Here is an 18786-nt window from a genome sequence, read left to right as displayed (position 1 = left end):
TCGACCTTACCGCCCGCCGGTTACAATGCGCGCCATGGAAAAGTTCGATGTAGCGATTGTGGGCGCTGGCGCGGCCGGCCTGATGTGCGCGGCGGTGGCCGGGCAGTTGGGGCTGCGAGTGGTGCTCATCGATCACGCGACGCGTCTGGCCGAGAAGATCCGGATTTCAGGCGGCGGGCGCTGCAATTTCACCAATATCAATGCCGGGCCGGCCAACTACCTGTCCGAGAATCCCCGTTTCTGCCGCTCGGCACTGGCGCGCTATACGCCGCGCGACTTTCTGGATTTGCTCAAGCGTCATCGTATTGCGTGGCACGAAAAGCATCGCGGGCAGCTTTTCTGCGACGACAGCGCCGAAGACATCATCGAGATGCTTCGCCAGGAGTGCGCTGCGGGGCACGTGCACTGGCGGATGCCCTGTGCTGTCCACACCGTTGCCTATACGGAAGAGGGTGGGGCGCATCGGTATCATTTGACGACCGATGCGGGGCATATCGCGGCAAAACGGCTCGTGATCGCGACAGGTGGCCTGTCGATCCCAAAAATCGGCGCGACGGACTGGGGCTATCGCATCGCGCGTCAGTTCGGTCTGGAGATCGTTGAACCGCGCCCGGCACTCGTACCGCTCATGTTCGACGCCTCGACGTGGGCGCCCTTCGCAGGGCTGTCCGGCTTGTCGCTGGAAGTCGAGGTCAGTACGGGTAAGGGGAAGGAAGCCGGCAGCTTCGTCGAGGATCTGCTGTTCACGCACCGGGGATTGTCCGGGCCCGCCATCCTCCAAATCTCCAGTTTCTGGACGCCAGGACAACCTATTACGCTGGATCTGGCGCCATCGTCGGACATTGAGGCGGCATTGTTCGAGGCCAAGGCGACGTCTAAGCGTCAGTTGGCCAATTTGCTGGCGCAATGGGTGCCGGCGCGTCTGGCAGACGCCTGGGTGGCCAACAGCGGACTCTCGCCGCAGGCACGTGTGCAAGAGTTGCCGGACAAGGCGCTGCGCTCGCTCGCCCAGACGTTTTCGGGGTGGGCGCTCAAACCATGCGGCTCAGAGGGCTGGCGTAAGGCGGAAGTCACGCGCGGCGGGGTCGACACGCGGGCGCTTTCCTCTGCAACGATGGAGGCCCGCACGCAGCCGGGGTTGTACTTCGTCGGGGAAGTCGTGGACGTGACGGGGTGGCTCGGCGGTTACAACTTTCAGTGGGCGTGGGCCTCGGCGGTGGCTTGTGCCCGGGCGATGTCCGAAAGCGTTCAGGCCAGTCAGGCAGGAGAGAACGCACTGTCGTAGACGGCCACTCCCGGCGTGTGATACGCTCCCACCTTCGTGGAGACGACGCATCAATGGTTGTTTTCGGGACGTTTGTGACGACAGTTCAGGACGCTTCGGAAGCATTGCCGGGGGATTTGCGTCTGACACGTCACCGGCCAAACGGACGTTCAGCGTCTGAGCCGGGGCGGGTCCAGGTCTCCGGCGTGCCCGCTTGTGATCGCGTTTGTGATCGTCTCCCCAAGCGGGTTTTTGTGCTTTCTGCCCCCCCGGTTGCGTCTGCGCCAGCTTATCGGCTGCGGCCGCGCACGGTGAGTGCCAGGCGGCAGTCGCCCTTTTCTTTGGGGCGGCATGCACTACACTGAAACGTATTCGAATTCCGGAACCCCTGCTCATGAGTCTGAAAGAACGCATCAACGAAGACATGAAGACGGCCATGCGTGCCAAGGCCGCCGACAAACTGGGGACCATCCGGCTGCTGCTCGCGGCAATCAAACAAAAGGAAGTCGACGAGCGCATCTCTCTGGACGATGACGCAGCGGTTGTTGCTATCGTCGACAAGCTGATCAAGCAGCGAAAGGATTCCATCAGCCAGTTCCAGGCTGCCGGCCGTACCGATCTGGCCGACAAGGAGGCTGCCGAACTCGAAGTGCTCCAGGTCTATATGCCGCAGCAGCTTTCGGCAGACGAAGTCGCGCAAGCGGTCAAGGCCGCCGTGGCGCAAACCGGCGCTGCCGGTCCGCAGGACATGGGCAAGGTCATGGGTGTGCTCAAGGGCCTGTTGGCCGGTCGGGCTGACATGACGGCCGTGTCCGCGCAAGTGAAGGCGGCGTTGGCTGCGTAATTCTGTGGTGCGGCAAGTTGCCGTCGTTTGCGCGACGGCGCGTCACCGCATCGCGATGGCATCGATCCAGTGATTCCCCAGTCGTTCCTGCAGGACCTCCTCAACCGCGTCGATATCGTCGAGGTGGTGGGTCGCTACGTTCAGTTGAAGAAAGGCGGGGCGAACTTCATGGGGCTATGCCCCTTTCATAACGAGAAGTCGCCCTCATTTACGGTGAGTCCCACCAAGCAGTTCTATCACTGCTTCGGGTGTGGCGCGCACGGCAGCGCGATCAGCTTCCTGATGGAGCATGCCGGACTCGGATTTGTCGAAGCTGTCGAGGAGTTGGCCCGCAACGTCGGGCTGGATGTGCCGCGTGAAGCGCCGATACCTGGCGCGCCGGCACCTGCCGCGCAACGGGCGCAAACCCTTGGTCTGGTCGACGTCATGACGCGTGCCTGCGACTACTACCGCAAACAATTGCGAGGAGCGCCGGTCGCCATCGAATATTTGAAGCGGCGCGGGTTGACGGGTGAAATCGCCGCGCATTTCGGGCTGGGGTATGCCCCGGATGCCTGGCAGAACCTTGAGGCCGCGTTTCAGAACTACCGTGACGATCAGTTGCTCGACGCCGGTCTCGTCATCGAGAGTGAGAAGGGCGAGGGGGGCGGCGCGAAGCGTCGTTATGACCGTTTTCGCGACCGGATCATGTTCCCGATCCGGAACACGAAGGGGCAGGTGATCGCCTTCGGCGGACGAGTGCTGGACAAAGGTGAGCCGAAGTATCTGAACTCGCCTGAAACACCGCTTTTCAGCAAGGGTAGTGAGCTGTACGGCCTGTTCGAGGCGCGCACCGGTATTCGCGACGCGGGCTACGTACTGGTAGTGGAAGGGTATATGGATGTGGTCGCGCTGGCGCAGCTTGGGTTTCCGCAGGCGGTGGCTACATTGGGTACGGCGTGCACGCCCATGCATGTCCAGAAGCTGTTGCGCCAGACCGAGACGGTGGTGTTCAGCTTTGACGGTGACGCGGCGGGCCGCCGGGCGGCACGCCGTGCGCTGGAAGCCTGTTTGCAGCATGCGGATGACAACCGGAGCTTCAAGTTCCTGTTCCTGCCCAGCGAGCACGATCCGGACAGCTACGTGCGTGAATACGGCGCGAACGCGTTTGCCGAAGAGGTGTCGCGAGCCATGCCGCTGTCGCAGTTCCTGATTGGCGAAGTGACGGCCGGTAAAGAGATGCATCAGCCCGAGGGCCGGGCACGTGCGCTGTTCGAGGCGAAGCCGCTGCTGCAGCAGATGCCGGCGAATGCCCTGCGAGGGCAGATTCTGCATGCGCTGGCCGAGCGGGTGGGTAGTTCGGTAGAGGAAGTGGCTGAGCTGTGCGAGTTGCAGATCAGCGTGGCGCGCCGGCAGAACACGTGGGACAAGGCGCCGGCCAAGCGCGAGAAGCGGCGCGTGATGGGCACCGAGCATCGGGCACTGCAGAACCTGCTGATGTTTCCGGTGCTCGGAAACGAATTGACCGAAGAAGAGACCAAGATTTTGCAGGATGGACGTCACCACGCCGAGATTTTCTCAGAGGTGCTGGCGCATTGTCGCGAAATGGGAGCCCAGGCCGATTTCCGCTTCATGTCGGATCGGTTGCGGGCATCGCCGAACTGGGCGAGTTTCGACGACATTATTCGCGAAATCCTCGCGTTCGAAGAGAACGCTCGCGACCTGCTGTTGTTCGACCCGGCCGATGAGGCGCAGGTCGAGCGTCGCGAGGAACAGATTGCACTGCGGCTCACGGAGTTGCGAAGCGCGATTCGGCGTTTGCAATACGATGGGCTGTGCGAAGCGCTGGAGACGATTTTCAAGCGGCCGTCATTGACGTCCGATGAATTGCGCCATGCTCAGGCGCTGTCGCGGCAACGCGACGAATTGAAGCGGTTGCTGGCTCCGGTCGGCACAGGAGGCGCGCGAAGTTGAGGTAAGCCCGCGTGCTACAATGGAAAGTTTTCAGTGGGCTGTTTTCTGGCAAGCGAGATCGCTATGGCAAAGATGACAACGACCAGCGGAAAAAAGACGGTTATCCCTTCACCGAAGGCAAAGCGCGCGACAAGCGCGGCGGCGGCGTCTGGTGGGAAGGGGGCGTCTCGCTCCGCAAAAGCTGGCGTTGCCGTAAAAGCTGGCGCGGTTGCGCAAGCCAAGACGAAAACGGCCAGCCAGGCAAGTTCGGCGAAACGTACTACGCAAGTTAAGGCAGCCGCCGGCGCAACGAAGACGACCGGCAAGACGGCTGCGAAGGTGACCGATGTCACCAAGCGCAAGAGTGCGACCGCCGCGACGGTGGGGGCTGCGAAAGCGGCCAAGCCGACGGTGAAGTCCGAGCCATCCGTCAAAGCGACGACGACGGCAACGACTGCGAAGGCGACGGCAGGCGGGAAACCGCAAGCCCGACAACCCGCTGAAAAAAGCGCGAAGAGCGCAACCACCGCCAAGGCGTCGACCTTGGCGGGCCGCAGTACGCCTGCGACGCGAGTCCCACGCAAGACCGGGGCTTCAAGCAAACCCGAGGCAGTGGAAGTCACGCCGGCAGCAGTTGCACCTACCGTCTCCAAGACGCGTGGCAAGGCCGCGAAGACCGCCGCTTCGGGAGGGCAGAACGTTGCAGCGAATACTAATGATCAACCCGTGAACGAAGATCAGACCAAAGTGGAAAAGCAGAAGGCGCGTGATCGCCGGGCAAAAGAGAAAGCACTGCTCAAGGACGCATTTTCCTCGCACCAGCCCGGTACGGCCGAGGAACTTGAGGAGCGTCGCGGCAAACTGAGGACACTGATCAAGCTGGGCAAGGAACGTGGCTTCCTGACCTTTGCAGAGATCAACGACCACCTGCCTGACGACGTGGTGGAGGGCGACGCGCTGGAAGGCGTGATCGCTACGTTTAACGACATGGGCGTGGCCGTCTACGAGCAGGCGCCGGATGCCGAAACGCTGTTGCTCAACGACAATGCGCCGAATGCCGCGACGGACGACGAAGTTGAGGAGCAAGCGGAAGCGGCCCTGTCGACCGTCGATTCCGAGTTCGGCCGCACGACCGATCCGGTGCGTATGTACATGCGCGAAATGGGGACGGTTGAGCTGCTGACGCGCGAAGGCGAAATCGAGATCGCCAAGCGCATCGAGGAAGGCCTGAAGCACATGGTGCAGGCCATTTCCGCGTGCCCGACGACGATTGCCGAGATTCTGGCAATGGCCGAAAAGGTCGAACGTGAAGAAATGCGCATCGACGAAGTGGTCGATGGCCTGATCGATCCGAATGCGGATGCCGTTGCGGCAGCCGCCTCCGAAGACGAGGATTTCGACGCGGATGCGGAGGAAGAGGCGGAAGAAGAGGAAGCCGAATCGGACGAAGAAGACGACAGCAGCAGTGGTGCTGCTGCTTCGGCTGCGCAGGTCGAGCAGCTCAAGCGTGACGCGCTCGCCAAGTTCTCCGTGATCGCCGAGTGGTTCGGCAAGATGCGTCGTGCGTTCGAGAAGGAAGGTTATCAGTCGAAGCCGTATGTGAAGGCGGGCGAAGCCATCCAGATGGAACTGATGACGATTCGCTTCACGGCGCGTACGGTCGAGCGTCTGTGCGACACGCTGCGTTCGCAAGTGGACGAAGTGCGGAACATCGAGCGTGCGATTCTGAACATCGTGGTCGACAAGTGCGGCATGCCGCGTGCGGATTTCGTGCAGCGTTTCCCGGGCAACGAAACCAATGTCGACTGGATCTACACCGTTGTGGCCGACAACAAGGCTTACAGCTCGGTGGTGGAACGTAACGTGCCGGCCGTGCGGGAACTGCAGCAGAAGCTGATCGACCTGCAGGCGCGTGTGGTGTTGCCGCTCACGGAACTCAAGGACGTCAATCGCAAGATGGCCGAAGGTGAGCGACGTGCGCGCAAGGCCAAGCGCGAGATGACCGAAGCGAACTTGCGTCTGGTGATTTCGATCGCGAAGAAGTATACGAACCGCGGCCTGCAGTTCCTGGATCTGATTCAGGAAGGCAACATCGGCCTGATGAAGGCGGTGGACAAGTTCGAATACCGTCGTGGTTACAAGTTCTCAACGTACGCGACGTGGTGGATTCGTCAGGCCATTACGCGTTCGATTGCTGACCAGGCACGTACCATCCGTATTCCGGTGCACATGATCGAAACGATCAACAAGATGAACCGGATTTCGCGTCAGATTCTGCAGGAAACCGGTGTTGAGCCGGATCCGGCGACGCTGGCCGAGAAGATGGAAATGCCGGAGGACAAGATCCGCAAGATCATGAAGATCGCGAAGGAGCCGATCTCCATGGAAACGCCGATCGGTGACGACGACGATTCGCACTTGGGTGATTTCATCGAAGATACTGGCACGGTAGCACCTGCTGACGCCGCATTGCATGGTAGTATGCGCGACGTCGTGAAGGACGTGCTTGATTCGCTGACGCCGCGCGAGGCCAAAGTGCTGCGCATGCGTTTCGGTATCGAGATGAGCACGGATCATACGCTTGAGGAAGTGGGCAAGCAGTTTGACGTGACGCGCGAGCGTATTCGTCAGATCGAAGCCAAGGCGCTGCGCAAGTTGCGTCACCCGAGCCGCTCCGACAAGCTTAAGTCGTTCCTCGAAGGCAATTGATTGCTGTTGAGCGAGCGCCGGTAGTTGCGGGCCGTTAGCTCAGCGGTTAGAGCAGGGGACTCATAATCCCTTGGTCGCTGGTTCGAACCCAGCACGGCCTACCAATATCTACGCGGCTTTCCGGCCGTTCTTTGAAGATGCTCACCCTTTGTGGTGGGCATTTTTTTGCTATGTACACATTCAGCCGGGGATGGATGGGAATGGTAACGTTGGCATGCCGGGTTGACCTCTGAGAGGTTAAACGAAAAACGTCAGACAAGGCCGAAAAGCGGCCTTGTCTGACGAAATCAAGTTAACGCAAACGGGCCTTCAGCTCTTCGCTGGCTTGGTGCAGAGCCGCGCGAGTGGTTGGCAAATCGGCCAGCGCATTGAGCAGGCCGAAGTCGTGAATCATGCCGTTGTAGCGGGTCGCGACCACATTCACGCCAGCGGCGTCCAGCTTGCGGGCGTAGGCTTCACCTTCATCGCGCAGCACGTCTTTCTCGGCCGTCTGGATCAGCGTCGGCGGGAGGCCCTTCAACTGTTCCGGCGTCGCCAGCAGCGGCGAGGTGTAAATTTCCTGGCGCTGCTTCGGGTCGGTCGTGTAAGCATCCCAGAACCACTTCATCATGTCCTTGGTCAGGAAGTGGCCGTTGGCATACGCATCGTAAGACGCGTTCTCGAAGTTGGCGTCCGTGACGGGCCAGAACAGCACCTGCGAACGCAATGCGGGCGAGCCCTTGGCTTTAGCCATCAGCGCCACCACTGTGGCCATGTTGCCGCCCACGCTGTTGCCCACAATGGCCAGCCGCTTTCCGTCCACGTTGATCTGCGCGCCGTTGTCGGCCACCCACTTTGTGGCAGCGTAGATCTCGTTGATTGCCATGGGGTAACGCGCCTCGGGCGAAGGAGTGTAGTTCACGAAAATCCCCACCGCGCCGGAATCGGCAACCAGGTCGCGTACGAAGCGTTCGTGCGTCGGGAAGTCGCCCAAGATCCAGCCGCCGCCGTGCACGAAGATAAACGCGGGCAGCACGCCTTTGGCGCCTGCGGGGCGAACGATGTTGAGCACGATCTGCTTGCCATCGGCGGTGATGGTCTTCTCGCTCACGTCTGCAGGCGGCAGCTTTGCCCCCTTCTGCGCGCCGACAAGTACCTGACGAGCATCGGCAGGCGCCAGCGTCTCCAGTGGCTGGCCACCGCCCTTAGCCAAGGCGTCAAGGAAGGCTTGGGTATTGTGTTCGACACCCGGGCTACCTGCCGCCAGAGACAGGGTGGATGCCAGAGCCATCGCGGAAGCGGCAATAAGTTTGTGTGTGACTTTCATGTTGCTAATCCTTTAGTTGAGGGGTTGACGATGAAGGAGACCAGGAGACTCAAACGAGGCTCAAGCGCACATCGATGTTGTTGCGCGTCGCGTTGGAGTGCGGGCAGACGATGTGGGCCTTGTCGACCAACGCCTGGGCTTGTTCACGAGGAAGACCAGGTGCGCTGATGAGATGGCGCTCCCTTCGCGACCATCGGTCGCCTGGGCGTGGTACAGAACTTTTTCGATCGACACGATGTACTCCTTGTGACTTGAGGGTTGAGTAGTGCCAAGCGGCAGGACGAACTGTAGAACTGGAATAAGTACTTTAAGTCTCGTAAAATACGAAAAACTTGATACAGAGTTCCAAATTGATCGAAACATGCACTGACCGCTTGGGGGCATTGCTGAACCACTTCCCAGTAAGCGCGCGTATGTTCCATTCGGGCGCCATGTGTGGCATCACCGACTTCTCTGCCCCACTCGAGGGAGGGCAGATGCATCTGGTCAGGAGAGGGGCGATGGAGGTCATTCATCCGGGACGCCCCGCGCTTCAGCTGAGCGTTCCGAGTCTGCTGCTCTATCCGCGCCCCATGTCCAGGCGCTTTGTTACCGACGCCCAGCGCGGCGCAGACCTGGTCTGTGCAGATCTTCAATTCGATGGTGGAATTTCAAATCCGGTGTCGGCTGCGTTGCCCGACGTCATATGCGTAGCGCTGGATGACGTCGATGGTGCCGATCAAGTGCTGACACTGTTGTTCGATGAAGCATTCGGCAACAACTGCGGTCGGCATGTACTGATCGACCGGTTGTTCGAGGTTGTGTTAGTGCAGGTGTTGCGGCACCTGATGGAGACGGGGCAGATCAGCGGTGGCATGATGGCCGGCTTGTCGCACCCCAGGCTGCGCAAAGCCCTGGTGGCGATGCACGAGCAACCGGGACAGGAATGGTCGCTGGATACACTGGCTAGCATCTCGGGGATGTCGCGTACCGTGTTCGCCAACAGTTTTCGCAGTGTTGTTGGCTGTACCCCCGGTGCTTATCTTCAGGGGTGGCGTATCAGGTTGGCGCAGCAGGCATTGCGACAGGGGCGACCGCTAAAGGTGATCGCGATTGAGGTTGGCTACGGCAGTGAAGCCGCGCTTTCCCGCGCATTCAAGGCGCAATGCGGTATGACGCCACGGGAATGGCGAAACTTCACACTCACTTCTCGAGAGTGAAAGGCACCGCAGATGCACTTCTTTCTCCATCATTGGAGAGGCCCCGTTCAGATCACTGCATCCGCCAATACCGGCTTAGCGTGCTCAACTTTTTTGTTGCATAACGTTGATATGAACTCTTCATGGGTTCCATGGCACTTCCCGATGGGAATGAACGGGAGCGCCTACAGGTCCCGGTGGCTGAGAACGACCTGCTTCACGGATTGCAGCGCTTGGCGGAGTTTCGGGATGTCGACCGAACCCAGCGCCAGCCGTATCGCTTGCGTGCTGTGAGACGACGTAGCAAAGGGTTCTGACGTCGACACGGAGATGCCCTGTCGCATCAGTGCCATGGCCACCAGATCCGCTCTGACCTCAGGCTCAAGCGGCAGCCAGAGGAAATACGACGACGGGTGCCGCACGAGCGACAGGCCCGACAAGATATTCGCTGCAATTGCCTGCCGCAACGTCGCGTCTTGCCGCTTTTCCTCTTCAAGCCGCGCGACCGTACCATCGTCGATCCACCCGCAAGCGATGGCCGTCATCACGGCGGGGGCGTTCCAGGTTGTAGCCCTCACGGTACGTTCCATTGCCGGTATCCACGTCTTGGGTGCCGAAGCAAATCCAAATCGCAGCCCCGTCGCGACACTTTTCGATAGCCCGGAAACATACACCGTTGTCTCCGGCGCCAATGCGGCGAGAGGCGGCGGCGGGTTGTCCGCAAGAAATGCATAGGCGGCATCTTCGATGATAACGAGTCCATGTTTCTGCGCTATTTCGACCAGATGCTCACGCCATTGAAGGTCCAGAACCCAGCCCATCGGGTTGTGCATTGTCGGCATCGCATAGACCGCGCGAACCCGTCGTTTGACGCAGAGGCTCGCCAGCGCATCCAGGTCCGGGCCCGTCGCGGAGATCGGCACCGGTACCAGTTCCAATCGATGCACGTCGGCCAGCACTTTGAATCCGGGGTAAGTCAATGCATCCACGGCGACCACGTCGCCGGGTTTCAGCAACGCCATGACGGCGACCGTCAGACCATGCTGGGCGCCGTTGACTATCAACACATCGGAACCTTCAACGGTCAGGCCCCGGCACGCGAGATGACGTGCCACGGCGGCTCGTTCTATTGGTCGTCCGCTGTGCGGCTGATATCTCAATGCCGCTTCGAGGTCGCCGGAGGACGCGAGTTGCCGCAACGCAATTCGCAGCATGTCGGTTTGGCCCGGTAGCGAAGGGTAGTTGAAATTCAGGTCGACCGTGCCCGCCGCCACAAGGTCCTGTTGGTCAATTCCATGGCCGCTCGGAAGCGAGATGTCTCGCACGAAGGTGCCTCGACCCACTTCCCCACTGACCAGCCCCATTGCCTCCAGCTCGGCAAACACACGGGTCGCCGTGACCAGCGCGAGCCCCTCCCTGGCCGCAAATTCTCTGTGGGTCGGCAGGCGAGCGCCGGGAAGCAGCCGCCCCTCTTTAATCTCCGCAGCGATTGCATCGACGAGCGTCTTGTAGCGAGCTTTTCCCATCGTCAAATGTATCCATGACAATTATTTCACTTGTGCTGCACATCGCCCATACAATGCACGCGCGCATCTCAGGTTTCAAGTTCTTGGGAGATATTTACCGACCCAATTCCCCCGGAGCGCGGCGAGAAGCAGAGACGAGAAGCAGAGACGTGAATGCGCCGATTTTGACATTGCGCTTTGGCCGCCGCGCTCGCGCCGGCTCACGGAGAGGGAAGTGGATAAGTCAACGAGCGGTTGGGTAAACGGTTCTATTGGCGTCGCGATATTTGCCGGGTCACTGCCAGCGACACGTGTTGCGGTGAAGGACTTCGATCCGACGTTCCTGACGTGTGCACGAGCCACGATCGCCGCATTGCTGAGCCTGGCGTTACTCGTACTGCTCAAGCAGCGTCGACCGGACGTCAAGGACCTGCCATCGCTAGCGCTGACTGCGCTGGGCGGTGTGGTTGGTTTCCCATTGCTGACGGCGCTGGCCCTGCAACATGTCACCTCTGCGCATTCGATCGTGTTTCTCGGGCTGCTTCCCCTTTGCACTGCGGCATTCGCGGTTTTGCGCGGAGAGCGCCCGAAGCCCTTGTTCTGGGTGTTCTCCGTCATCGGAAGCGCGTTCGTGGTCGGCTATGCGCTCATGGGAGGCGGTGAAGCGTCGCTCGCCGGCGACCTGCTGATGCTCGCCGCCATCGTCGTTTGCGGCTTGGGCTATGCCGAAGGCGCGCGCCTTTCGCGCAAGCTTGGTGGCTGGCAGGTCATTAGTTGGGCGCTGGTCCTGTCGCTGCCAATGATGCTGATCCTCGCGCTTTTTACGCGCCCCGATTCGTTTGCGCACGTGAGCGGCCCCGCCTGGTTCAGCCTCGGTTACGTGTCGATATTCAGCATGTTGCTCGGCTTCGTCTTCTGGTATCAAGGACTCGCACAGGGTGGCATTGCCGCAGTCGGTCAGCTTCAATTGTTCCAACCCTTCATGGGGCTCGGGCTTGCCGCGCTGTTGCTTCACGAGAGCGTGAGCTGGACGATGCTGATTGCAACGCTGGGCGCTGTTGTCTGCGTTGCCGGGGCAAAAAAATACGCTAAGTAGTGCTACCCCGCGATGTCAAGAAAAGCCGCTTGCGGATGCGCTCCCTGCGCACCGCGCATCAAACGGGTTGCTGCTGCGTAGTACAGTGAATGCCGCCCCCACCATTCGCGATTCCGTCGATGTTGAGTTGCACGATATCGTGTTTGGGGAAGAGATCGCGTAACTTGTCTCTCGTGCTCCTGTCGGTCTGCGTGTCACCGAATTGCGGTGTGATGACGGCGCCGTTGCACACGTAGAAGTTGATATATCCGGCCGCAAACGTGTCCGATTCGTAGGTGCTGCGCACACTATTCGGGCCGGGGAGCGCGACCACTTGCAGCTTGCGTCCTGCGGCATCCGTCGCCTGCCGCAAGATGTCCAGATGGCGCATCGTGACGGCATGTTCGTAGAACGAGGTGTCGTTTTCCAGGTGCGCGACGACCACCCCGGGCCGCACGAACCGCGCGTAGAAGTCGGTGTGTCCGTCGGTGATGTCCTTACCGGCGATCCCCGGCAACCAGATGATCTTGCGCACCCCGAGAAGCCGCCTCAATTCCGTTTCGCACGCTGACTTGCTCACGCCCGGGTTGCGATTGACGTTGAGGACACAACTCTCCGTGATGATGGCCGTGCCTTCGCCGTCGACCTCGATGGCGCCACCCTCGAGCACGAGCGGCGTGCCTAGCACGCGTTCCCCGGCCTTTCGAACGACGAATTCGGCCACTTCGGCGTCGTTCGCGTGAGACTGTTTGGCCCCCCAGCCGTTGAAGTTGAAGTTGACGCCGGCCTTTTCGCCATGGCGTGTGCGGACGAAGACGGGGCCTGTGTCACGTATCCACAGATCGTCGATGGGGTGCACGATCAGGTTGACTGCGTTGCCGCACATGCGCTGCGCGGCGTCATAGTCCTCCTCGCACACCAGCATGTTGACCGGCTCGAAGCTGCCGATGCTCTTCGCTATACCGGCCAGTCCCTCGCGTGCCGCTCGTTGCAGGCGACGACCCCAAAGGTCTTCGCCCGCGCCGAACGCCATCCATGTAGCGGCGTGCCGCTCGCCCTCATCCGGCATGATCCATTCCGGCGTGTCGCTACCCGTCGTGCCGGGCGTCAACGCACTCGCATTTCCGGCAAAACTGCCGGCCGCGGCCCCTGCCAACAACGTCGCGCCCGACGCTGCCAATCCATTTTTCAGAAACCCACGCCTTGTTTGCATTGCCCCGTTCTCTTGAGAATTGCCGCACGACGCCGCCATCGAGTGACCGCTTGTGCGCTGGCGAGTCTGGCAGTTCACGCAGTTTGAGGCGCATGACCGATAATGAAAAACGATATTTCTTGCTAATATTAATTAATTTTTCTCATATCTCGGAGGGACCATGAGCCGGCAGCGAATTCCATCGCTCAAGCTATTGATGGGCTTTGAAGCGGCCGCCCGTCATGGGAATTTTTCCCGCGCGGCGGATGAACTGCACGTTAGCCAATCGGCGATCAGCCATCAGGTGCAGCAACTGGAAGAGGAGGTCGGGCAGCCGCTGTTCCGGCGAGTGGGGCGAGGGGTGGAGTTGACGGTGGCGGGCGAAGTACTCCAACGCAGCATTCAACGGTCGGTGGGGACGTTGCGCAGCGGGCTGGACCGTATTGCAACGTATCTCGACCCTGGCCTTGTCGTTATCGCCGGTCCGGCGGAGTTGCTGCACGGCTGGCTGAGTCCACGTATCGATCAACTTCTGGCGCGCCATCCGGCGCTTTGCCCGATGTTGTCGACCGACGATTCGGCACGATTCATCGACGAGACCGATATCGACATCGCTATTGGCGACCGGCCGCTGCAGCAAGCCGGCCTGACGGAAGTCCCTTTCCTGAAAGACGAGTGGGTGATTGTCGCGAATGAAGTGCTGGCCGGACGCTTGGCGGATCTCCCGCAAGCGCAACACCCCGAGCATGCTTCGCTGGTTTGCCTGGAAGAGAGTTTCACGCGCGACGACACGGCCGCGCTATTTCGCAATCAACTGGCGCCGTTTCGCAAACATGCGATCTATGACGACGAACGTCTTCTGCTCGACGCAGCCCTGCGCGGCCGCGGCATCGCTTGTCTCTCTCGTCTTGTGGCCGACGAAAGTCTGGCGCAAGGACGCCTGCATATCCTTGCCGGTTATCCGCGCATCGAGGGAGTCACGTGGTGGGTGTCCCGGGTCGCCGGCGAGCCACGCTCGCCGGTAGTGACCGAGGTCTTCGACTGGTTGATCGAGGCCGCGCAGTAATCCGGCGGGCGGTGCCCATTTTCACCGCATACAATTCGTATCCCTGATTTTTCGCCATCCATAACGACACGTACGCGCGAGTGCGCGTTGTTGTGGTCAATTCACATACGAATTTCGGGGTTAACACCTAAAGTTCCACCGGCGCAGGCCGTAAGTCACAAGGTGGAACCCCCACCTCGTGGAGCCGGTGGCCTGGGCACCGGCTTCTGTCTTTTGACCCCCCCCTAGCCGCAGGCCTGCCTGTCCAGACAGCATGACAGTATCTTCGCTTAGAACACGCATCATCCTGATCGCGTGTGCCACCGTTATTGGTGCACTGATCCTCTCCGGCATTACCACGTACGTCATCGTGCGCAGCAGCATGATGTCGACCATCGCCAACACGCTCGATGCCGTTGCACGCGGTAACACGCTTGCTGTGGAACGCTGGGCTGCAGCCAAGGGCCAGTCGGTCGTGGGCACTGCTGCCGCCGTCGAAAAGGGCGAGCAGGGCGTGGCGCTCACCAAACTGCTTGGCGCTACGAACGGTTTTCCGATCTCCAGCATCGGCTGGAGCGACAAGTCGTATTTCTCCAGCGGCCCCACGCCGCCCGACTACGATCCGACGGTGCGTCCCTGGTACAAGGGGGCGACCGGTGCGGGCAAACTGACGGTCGTCAAGCCGTACGCCGATATCGCCTCTGGCAAGCTGTACGTATCTTTTGCTGCGCCTATTCTGCGTGACGGGCAAACGCTCGGTGCCGTGAGCGGCGCTGTGCCGCTCGACGCCGTGCAGGAAGTCGTCAAGGCCGTGCACCCCACGCCGTCGAGCCTCGCGTTCGTGGTCTCGCGCGACGGTCTTGTCATCGCGCACCCCGATGAGAAACTCATGCTCAAGCAGTCGAGCGATCTTGCTCAATCGCTCACCCCCGAGGCGCTTGCCAATCTGGAGCGTGCGACCGAACCGATGGAGGTCGATCTCAGCGGTGCCGCCAAGCTGCTCAAGGTGCAGCCGGTGCCGGGCACCGACTGGCTCTTCGTCGTCGCCCTCGATAAAGCCGAAGCCACGGCCGGCCTGTCACGCGTGTTGAGCGCCACGATCATCGCACTGATCGTGCTGACCCTGTGCGCTATCGGGATCGCAAGCTTCTTCACGTCGCAAGCCTTCCGCCGTCTGTCGCAAGTGCGCGATGCGATGGATACCATCGGTTCGGGCGGTGGCGACCTGACGCACCGTCTCGACGTCGTCGGTCACGACGAAGTCGCGCAGATTTCGCGCTCGTTCAATGCTTTCGTGGACAAGATCAGCACGGTGATGATCGATGTGCGTGCCGGTGTCCATGGCATGACGTCGGCGACGAGCGAGATCGAGATGGGCAATCGCGATCTGTCGCAACGCACGGAAGCGTCGGCAGGCACGTTGCAGGAAACGTCGGCGGCGCTGACCGAATTGACGGCCAGCGTCAGGCAGACGGCCGAAGCGGCCGAGCACGCCACGCGCCTGGCCAACGACGCGAGTGAAGCGGCCGCGCGTGGCGGCGATGTCGTCACGGGGGCAGTGACGACGATGAGCGAAATTGCACAGTCGTCCGAGCGCATTACCGAGATCATCAGCGTGATCGACGGCATCGCCTTCCAGACGAACATTCTCGCGCTGAACGCAGCGGTCGAAGCGGCTCGGGCCGGTGAGCAGGGGCGCGGCTTCGCTGTGGTCGCAGGCGAAGTGCGCACGCTGGCGCAACGCAGTGCAGCCGCCGCGCACGAGATCAAGACGCTCATCGAAGCGTCGGTGCAGAACGTCAAGAGCGGCACGCAACGTGTGCAAGCGGCGGGCGATACGATGGGGGAAATCGTCGACGGCATCTCGCGTGTGCGCCGTCTGATCGGTGAGATCCACAGCGCCGTGACGGAGCAAAGCACCGGCATTAGCCAGATCGATCGCAGCGTGGCGGAGATGGACCAGTCGACGCAGCAAAATGCGGCACTGGTCGAAGAGTCGGCGGCAGCTTCGGCGATGCTCAGCGAACAGGCGCGGAATCTGGCCGACACGGTCGCGCTGTTTCAACTGCGCGAGCACAGCCGTCACGGCGTGACCGCAGTTCGCAACTACGCCAACGGCTCGCGCGATCCGCATCGTGACGAACCGGCGCTGGCCGCCTGAGCCGGCGTTTTGCACTAACGCTTCACGTTCCTCCTTGGCGGGGCCGGCGCTGTTGCCGCCGGCTATCGCCAGTCCGCCGGATTTTGTCGCAAAATAGAGCGCACTGCCGGCGGACTTCTCCTCGCAGATTCCTCGCATTTTATTTCCGCCGGCCAAGTCCTCGACATTATCGGGAGATACGACATGGCGAATCAGCAATATTCAGGTGGATGCCATTGTGGCGATTTGCGATTTACTGCAAATATTGATTTATCCAAAACAATTGCGTGCAATTGTTCAATTTGCAAAAAGCGTGGACTGATTCTCGCTTTTTCACCGATTTCCGAGTTCTCGCAAACGGCAGGTGTGGGAAAGGCACGGGAATACCTTTTCAATAAGCACGTCATTCGTCACCAATTCTGTCCGACCTGCGGTGTTGAAGCGTTCGCCTTTGGCGAAATGCCGGATGGGTCGAAAATGGCAGCCGTCAATGTTCGCTGTATCGATGGCATCGATCTGGATACGGTGCATCCGACGCCCTTTGATGGCGCCAGCAAGTAGGCCGCGCTGGCCACGCCGGATACCTGCCCGGAAAATTAGCGCCGCGTCGAAAGGCGCGGTGATCCCTTGCACCATTGCACAGTAATATCCGAATTAATAGATTAAGAAATATATTTCTATGGATATTATAGAAAATATCAAAAGCCATTGTGTGAGAATTCTGTAGTTATTGGCTAAAGATTTTTGAATGATTGCCCGTTATGCGATGTGATTGTTGTTGTTTTATCGAATACGGAGCGGGCATGAAGTTCTTGGACAGTCTCAAAATCGGCACACGCTTGAGCATCGGGTTTGCCGTCACGTTGGTTCTGCTGTGCGTCGTGGGGGGCATGGCGGTATTCCAGGCGTCACGTATTTACGGTGGCACTCGCGATCTTGCCGACAACTGGTTGCCCAGCGTGCAGGTGCTGGGTAACGTACAGACTGCGGCCAACTCGGCCCGCCGGGCCACGCTCGGCACGCTGCTCTCGGCGGGCGACGGTATGCAGGTTGAGCAGATGAAGCGGCGTCAGGCAGCCATCGATCTGATGAACAAGACGCTCGACAGCTACAACAGCCTGGTGGCATCAAGCGAAGATCGCCGCGCCTACGATGCCGTGCGCGAGGCGTGGGCGAGCTATCTGGAGATCGACAATCGCGCCGTCGAGCTGGAAAAGGGCGATGATGCTGCCAAAGAGCAGGCGCGCGCGCTCATCATGACCGACGCCTTCAAGCGCTTCGCGGTTCTCAGCGACAGGCTAGTCGAGCACGTGGCCGTAAATCGCGCCGGTGCACAGGCGGCGAGCGACGCCGCGGCGAACGAATACCGCACGGCGTTCATTGCCGCTATCGTGCTGATCTTGTTGTCGCTGGGCGTCAACATCGTTATTGCGCTGGTCATCACCCGTTCCATTACCGTGCCGATCGGCCGCTGTGTGGATATCGCGCAGACGGTGGCACGCGGCGATCTCAGTTCGCGTATCGAAGTGCGCGGAAAAGACGAACTCGCCCAATTGCTGGGTTCGTTACGGGACATGAACACGAAGCTTGCGCAGGTCGTGGGGCAGGTGCGTAACACCAGCGAGAGCATCGCGACCGGTTCGGCACAAATCGCCGCAGGCAATACCGACCTGTCGTCACGCACCGAACAGCAGGCAGCGTCGCTCGAGGAGACGGCGGCGAGCATGGAAGAACTGACGACCACGGTCAAACAGAACGCCGACAACGCGGAGCAGGGCAACGTGCTTGCGTCGAACGCATCTGACGTCGCCCGGCGTGGCGGCGAAGTGGTGCGTCAGGTCGTCGAGACGATGCGCGAGATATCCGAAGGTTCGACCCGCGTGTCGGACATCACGAGCGTGATCGAAGGCATTGCCTTTCAGACCAACATTCTGGCGCTTAACGCCGCCGTTGAAGCAGCGCGTGCCGGTGAGCAGGGGCGAGGCTTCGCTGTGGTCGCGGGGGAAGTGCGCACGCTTGCCCAGCGCAGTGCCAATGCCGCGAAGGAGATCAAGGAACTGATCGACGCGTCGACGCGTCAGGTCAGCGACGGCACGAAACTCGTCGCCGAGGCGGGCAGCACGATGGACGAGGTCGTTCGCGCGGTGAAACGCGTGACCGATCTGATGGCGGAAATTGCCGCTGCGTCTACGGAGCAGCGCACGGGCATCGAGCAGGTCAATCAGGCCGTCATGCAGATGGATACTGTCACGCAGCAGAACGCCGCGCTGGTGGAGGAAGCTTCTGCCGCCGCGCAGTCGATGGCGGCACAATCGGGTGGTTTGCGTGAACTGGTGTCGATCTTCACGCTCGAGGGTACAACCCATCAGCATCAGGCCCATCTTGCTCAACGGCTACCGGCCTGAAGGGCATTTGCAAAGCGGGAAAAAGTGGCTCGCCAGCGAGCGCTGGCGAGCCGCGAATGCCTGAACACTCTCTCACCAGCGTTCGGCCCACAGGACCGCATGCGTCCTATGTTCTTCCCGGCAACGGTCTTTGCCGCCGACGCCGGTCGATCAGTGTCCGGCACGCCTCGCCCCCCGGCGTCGGCGACCGG

The 18786-nt window shown here is 60.7% G+C and carries 14 protein-coding genes, 1 tRNA gene and 1 pseudogene; 12 read left to right on the top strand and 4 right to left on the bottom strand.

Translation table 11 applies throughout. The features are described from left to right. Positions 1–34: 34 nt before the first annotated feature. From C266_RS05625 to C266_RS05605, 6 genes are all read left to right on the top strand, one after another. A complete protein-coding gene (locus tag C266_RS05625) occupies positions 35–1285 on the top strand; it encodes an NAD(P)/FAD-dependent oxidoreductase (RefSeq protein ID WP_010806281.1) in 1251 nt (416 codons plus the stop codon). A 373-nt stretch (positions 1286–1658) separates the two neighbouring features. Further along, complete coding sequence (locus C266_RS05620; RefSeq protein WP_010806280.1) at positions 1659–2108, top strand: GatB/YqeY domain-containing protein; 450 nt, start codon at positions 1659–1661, stop codon at positions 2106–2108. A gap of 69 nt (positions 2109–2177) precedes the next feature. Continuing rightward, positions 2178–4061, top strand: coding sequence for a DNA primase (gene dnaG / locus C266_RS05615; protein ID WP_036661730.1), 1884 nt, complete (start codon positions 2178–2180; stop codon positions 4059–4061). An 11-nt stretch (positions 4062–4072) separates the two neighbouring features. Then, positions 4073–4333: a hypothetical protein gene (locus C266_RS27260; RefSeq protein WP_144265714.1), complete on the top strand. Its 261-nt coding sequence runs from the start codon at positions 4073–4075 to the stop codon at positions 4331–4333. 319 nt (positions 4334–4652) lie between these two features. Continuing rightward, entirely contained in the window at positions 4653–6749 is a 2097-nt protein-coding gene (rpoD, locus tag C266_RS05610) for an RNA polymerase sigma factor RpoD (protein WP_010806277.1), read from the top strand. Between the two features lie 28 nt (positions 6750–6777). Beyond that, positions 6778–6853 (top strand) — tRNA-Ile (locus tag C266_RS05605). A 188-nt stretch (positions 6854–7041) separates the two neighbouring features. On the opposite strand, the gene C266_RS05600 is transcribed toward C266_RS05605, so the two are convergent. Next, entirely contained in the window at positions 7042–8055 is a 1014-nt protein-coding gene (locus C266_RS05600) for an alpha/beta hydrolase (RefSeq protein ID WP_010806276.1), read from the bottom strand. Positions 8056–8104: 49 nt separating this feature from the next. Then, positions 8105–8224, bottom strand: a pseudogene (locus C266_RS28020) (organic hydroperoxide resistance protein); the annotation flags it as partial. Between the two features lie 163 nt (positions 8225–8387). Between C266_RS28020 and C266_RS05595 the strand changes: the two are divergent. Continuing rightward, positions 8388–9254 (top strand): cupin domain-containing protein, encoded by an 867-nt coding sequence (locus C266_RS05595; protein ID WP_371257034.1) that lies wholly within the window; start codon positions 8388–8390, stop codon positions 9252–9254. Positions 9255–9418: 164 nt separating this feature from the next. Here C266_RS05595 and C266_RS05590 read toward each other — a convergent pair whose 3' ends face one another. Further along, on the bottom strand, positions 9419–10759 hold the full coding sequence (locus tag C266_RS05590) for a PLP-dependent aminotransferase family protein (RefSeq protein ID WP_010806273.1): 1341 nt from the start codon (positions 10757–10759) through the stop codon (positions 9419–9421). A 214-nt stretch (positions 10760–10973) separates the two neighbouring features. On the opposite strand from C266_RS05590, the gene C266_RS05585 reads away from it, so the two are divergent. Next, positions 10974–11834 (top strand): DMT family transporter, encoded by an 861-nt coding sequence (locus tag C266_RS05585; RefSeq protein WP_010806272.1) that lies wholly within the window; start codon positions 10974–10976, stop codon positions 11832–11834. A 58-nt stretch (positions 11835–11892) separates the two neighbouring features. Here the strand turns inward: C266_RS05585 and C266_RS05580 are convergent, their stop codons facing one another. Beyond that, positions 11893–13026 (bottom strand): agmatine/peptidylarginine deiminase, encoded by a 1134-nt coding sequence (locus tag C266_RS05580; protein WP_036661634.1) that lies wholly within the window; start codon positions 13024–13026, stop codon positions 11893–11895. Positions 13027–13186: 160 nt separating this feature from the next. Here C266_RS05580 and C266_RS05575 point away from each other — a divergent pair, with 160 nt between their 5' ends. The 4 genes from C266_RS05575 (at position 13187) to C266_RS05560 (ending at position 18595) form a co-directional block, all read left to right on the top strand. Then, positions 13187–14071 carry a LysR family transcriptional regulator gene (locus C266_RS05575; RefSeq protein WP_010806270.1) on the top strand — a complete coding sequence of 295 codons (885 nt, stop codon included), beginning with the start codon at positions 13187–13189 and terminating at the stop codon, positions 14069–14071. Positions 14072–14324: 253 nt separating this feature from the next. Next, positions 14325–16211, top strand: a complete 1887-nt coding sequence (locus C266_RS05570) for a methyl-accepting chemotaxis protein (protein ID WP_010806269.1) — start codon at positions 14325–14327, stop codon at positions 16209–16211. Positions 16212–16394: 183 nt separating this feature from the next. Further along, positions 16395–16751, top strand: a complete 357-nt coding sequence (locus tag C266_RS05565) for a GFA family protein (protein WP_036661632.1) — start codon at positions 16395–16397, stop codon at positions 16749–16751. A 242-nt stretch (positions 16752–16993) separates the two neighbouring features. Further along, on the top strand, positions 16994–18595 hold the full coding sequence (locus C266_RS05560) for a methyl-accepting chemotaxis protein (RefSeq protein WP_010806267.1): 1602 nt from the start codon (positions 16994–16996) through the stop codon (positions 18593–18595). Positions 18596–18786: the final 191 nt, after the last annotated feature.

The sequence above is a fragment of the Pandoraea sp. SD6-2 genome (assembly GCF_000389825.1).
Classification (GTDB): domain Bacteria; phylum Pseudomonadota; class Gammaproteobacteria; order Burkholderiales; family Burkholderiaceae; genus Pandoraea; species Pandoraea communis.
The sequence above is the reverse complement of the archived record's forward strand: the minus strand, read 5'-3'. Positions and strand labels throughout refer to the sequence as shown.

Bases quoted from the DNA above. Each gene is read 5' to 3' on its own strand.
- C266_RS05570 (WP_010806269.1), top strand. From the start codon at position 14,325: ATGACAGTATCTTCGCTTAGAACACGCATCATCCTGATCGCGTGTGCC.
- C266_RS05560 (WP_010806267.1), top strand. From the start codon at position 16,994: ATGAAGTTCTTGGACAGTCTCAAAATCGGCACACGCTTGAGCATCGGG.
- C266_RS05580 (WP_036661634.1), bottom strand. From the start codon at position 13,026: ATGCAAACAAGGCGTGGGTTTCTGAAAAATGGATTGGCAGCGTCGGGC.
- C266_RS05590 (WP_010806273.1), bottom strand. From the start codon at position 10,759: ATGGGAAAAGCTCGCTACAAGACGCTCGTCGATGCAATCGCTGCGGAG.
- C266_RS05575 (WP_010806270.1), top strand. From the start codon at position 13,187: ATGAGCCGGCAGCGAATTCCATCGCTCAAGCTATTGATGGGCTTTGAA.
- C266_RS05625 (WP_010806281.1), top strand. From the start codon at position 35: ATGGAAAAGTTCGATGTAGCGATTGTGGGCGCTGGCGCGGCCGGCCTG.
- C266_RS05565 (WP_036661632.1), top strand. From the start codon at position 16,395: ATGGCGAATCAGCAATATTCAGGTGGATGCCATTGTGGCGATTTGCGA.
- C266_RS05600 (WP_010806276.1), bottom strand. From the start codon at position 8,055: ATGAAAGTCACACACAAACTTATTGCCGCTTCCGCGATGGCTCTGGCA.
- C266_RS05620 (WP_010806280.1), top strand. From the start codon at position 1,659: ATGAGTCTGAAAGAACGCATCAACGAAGACATGAAGACGGCCATGCGT.